The organism is Streptomyces sp. NPDC055140 (assembly GCF_053607285.1).
Genome location: NZ_JBSGTG010000169.1, coordinates 1 through 1,762, shown reverse-complemented (window position 1 = coordinate 1,762; position 1,762 = coordinate 1). Strand labels below are relative to the sequence as shown.

General features: G+C 59.6%; 1 protein-coding gene. It reads left to right on the top strand.

The features are described from left to right. The first annotated feature begins 575 nt into the window (after positions 1 to 575). Positions 576 to 1,457 (top strand): hypothetical protein, encoded by an 882-nt coding sequence (locus ACWFR4_RS48695; protein ID WP_453658403.1) that lies wholly within the window; start codon positions 576 to 578, stop codon positions 1,455 to 1,457. Positions 1,458 to 1,762: the final 305 nt, after the last annotated feature.

Here is a 1,762-nt window from a genome sequence, read left to right as displayed (position 1 = left end):
GTACGTCCGCCTACTGCCCGCGGCTCGGTACAGCGCGACGGCGTCCTTCCTGAACTCCGCCGGATACGGAGACTTGCGTCCCACCTGGACATCCCTTCATGGATCCTCAAGATCCATTGTCAGGGTGTCCACTCCAAAGGATCAGTCTCACAGATCTCGGTCATGCAATAACCCTGATTCCAGACCCTCCTCGACTGGCCTCAGTGATGCTCGGTGCTGCGGAGTCTTCTGAGCCCTACGCGTTGACCAGCAGTCAACCCACGGGCTGTCAGGGATGCATAAAGGGCGAGCACCAGATCCCGCTGCTCAGTGCGTGGCGTCACGAAGACAACTGGAACCCATAGCTGAGCAATTGACACAGAAACAGTTCCTCAGGCGCTGAATTGTCCTCATATCGCAGCGAACCGTCACTGGTAAATGTTGCCCCATTGGGAGTCACTCTGGTCTAACCCGCCATACCTGCCGATTAATTTCGTGACTGATTCAATCATATCCCCCGCGTGTTCAACCATGTTCCTTGGGTGAAGGCCGCTCTTGATGTCGCAACTGCTAGACGTTCGTGCCATCGTGAAGGTATGAGCGAAAAAATCGTCATCGAAGTTGGCGGCGAGGAACAACTCTCATCGCAGCAGCGCGAGGACGCAATCCGATCGGTCCAGGGCATGGCGATGCCGGCGATCGAGTCGCGTAATAGAGCCTTGGAAAGCGAGACCCTCACAGATGAGCTGGCCAATGCGTTCAACGGGCCTCTCGTTGCCCTTGTCGAGCAGGATGAGAAGGCTCGGCGCGTGGCCGAGGAGGCGCGGCCGCTGCTCAGTGCGTCCCCGGACTGGCACATTGACTGGCTGGACACTCCGGCTCAAATCGAATCACCGAGGGATGACCGCACCTTCTTCACGCCGCCGTACCACTTCCCCTGGGCGTGGCACCGCGTAGACGGTAGTCCACCGAATTTCGTCCAGCACAACACTAGTGCCGGCACGTTGACCATGAAGGGATCATGCGGACCGTTGGCTCCAGACAGTGGTGATCGATTCGTTGAGGTGCATGCGGGATTCGGAATCGGTATTCGGCCCGAGAGAAACGGCCTGCTGGTCGCAGTCTCGGACCGGCGGTTCATGAAGTGCATCTACGAGCTGGCTGCCTACGGTTTGGGAAGCTGGGCTGTCGTCGAAGGCGGCACCGAGTGTTCCATCATGTCGGAAGGGCAATGGAAAGCAGGCGAGTCTCGCCAGAAATTCCATAAAAGGGTTAGCGTCAACGAGCGCGACTCGTTTGAGTCAAACCTGTTCGGGGACGGAGTCATGCGCCACGAAATCCCGGTCCTGGCTGGTCATGACTACCAGTTCAACGTCGGGGCCTGGCTGTTCGTCGACAACACCTCCGGCGTTGGTCAGTCGGGAGCGATTGCCGCGGTGCGGTGCGAGGTCCCAATCATGCAACTGATCGCCCCCTGAAGCGCCAGGGGCATTGCCTGATCGAGATCTGTCTGGGTCACGTGAGACCGGGCAGGCACGGTCTCGCTCGGTTCTCATGGGTCTCGACAACCACGTGATCGCCAGCACCGTGCCTGCTCTACTCTGCGGGGTTCCCTGCCACACAGCGGACATGACGGCACGTCACCCCGCGAGACCGGCGAACCCGGACCAACCCTCATCACGCAATGCCCCTGATCTCGCGGAGCTGGTCGGCGAGGCCGAAGTGCACATCGAAGGGGGTATGCATGGCTATTCCGGAGTGCCGGTGGGCGAGGTTGTACCTT

Coding starts and splice junctions, on each gene's coding strand:
- ACWFR4_RS48695 (WP_453658403.1), top strand. CDS start 576: ATGAGCGAAAAAATCGTCATCGAAGTTGGCGGCGAGGAACAACTCTCA.